A 1,193-nucleotide genomic window follows, 5' to 3' on the forward strand; every position below is an offset into this window, starting at 1 on the left:
TGAATCGCCCCGGCTTTCCTAGACACTTTCCAAGCTCTGGAAATAGCGTTTCTCAAACTCCACTGGCGATAGCTGCATAGCGCTGCTGTGCCGGCGTTTGGGGTTATAAAACATCTCGATGTAATCGAACACATCACTGCGAGCTTCTTCGCGAGTGGCATAGGTTTTTCGTCGGATGCGTTCGCGCTTCAGCAACTGGAAAAAGCTTTCTGCCACGGCGTTATCGTGACAGTTACCGCGTCGGCTCATGCTGCTGATCAGGTTGTTGGCCTTGAGGAAACTCTGCCAGTCCGAGCTGCTGAACTGGCTGCCCTGGTCGGAGTGGATCATCACTTCCTGCTTGGGCTTGCGTCGCCAAACCGCCATCAATAAGGCATCGATAGCTAAGTCGCTGCACATCCGAGGTTTCATCGACCAGCCGATCACCTGGCGCGAAAACAGATCCAGCACCACCGCCAAGTACAACCAGCCTTCATAAGTGCGGATGTAAGTGATGTCAGTGACCCAGACCTTGTTCGGCTCGCTGACGGTGAATTGCCGCTCCAGACGGTTGGGCGAAGCCACCGTGGGCTTGCCGCCGTAGTAGCCGGGCCGACGACGATAGCCGGTCTGCGAGCGCAACCCTTCCCCCCGCATCAGGCGGGCTACGCGATGCCGGCCACAGGACTCTCCCAGCTCACGCAGGTCGTCGTGGATCTTGCGATAGCCGTAGACCCCACCGCTTTCCAGCCAGGCATGTTTGATCAATCCGAGCAGGCGCTGATCTTCCTTAGCGCGTACGGATTTCGGCTCGGCCAGCCAGGCGTAGTAACCGCTGGGATGCACCTTGAGGGTCTGGCAGAGACGTCGAACCGGGTACTCCACCGACAGCTTGCTGATGAAGGCGTACTTCAGCCGGACTCCTTGGCAAAGTACGCGGCGGCCTTTTTTAGGATGTCTCGCTCTTCGGTCACCCGCTTGAGTTCGGCGCGCAAACGACGCAGTTCGGCTTGCTGATCGCCTTCTTGCTGCCGCTGTTCCTGGGGCTTGCTATAGCGCCTGATCCAGACATAAAGGCTATGCACCGACACACCCAAACGCTCCGCCACATCCGCTACACGCAGGCCGCGCTCGGTAACTTGTCTAACTGCCTCGATTTTGAATTCTTCGGGGTAACGCTGGTTGCTCATGGCACCTCCTGATGGGCCTCATTA

General features: G+C 57.8%; 1 protein-coding gene. It reads right to left on the reverse strand.

Annotated elements, in window-relative coordinates; genetic code table 11:
- Positions 1–18 precede the first annotated feature (18 nt).
- A protein-coding gene (locus tag ACYCAX_RS26535; protein WP_088170023.1) for an IS3 family transposase occupies positions 19–1,169 on the reverse strand; the annotation gives its coding sequence in 2 pieces (ribosomal slippage) (positions 19–932 and positions 932–1,169; 1,152 coding nt in all).
- Positions 1,170–1,193: the final 24 nt, after the last annotated feature.

The organism is Pseudomonas sp. MT3, assembly GCF_054720805.1.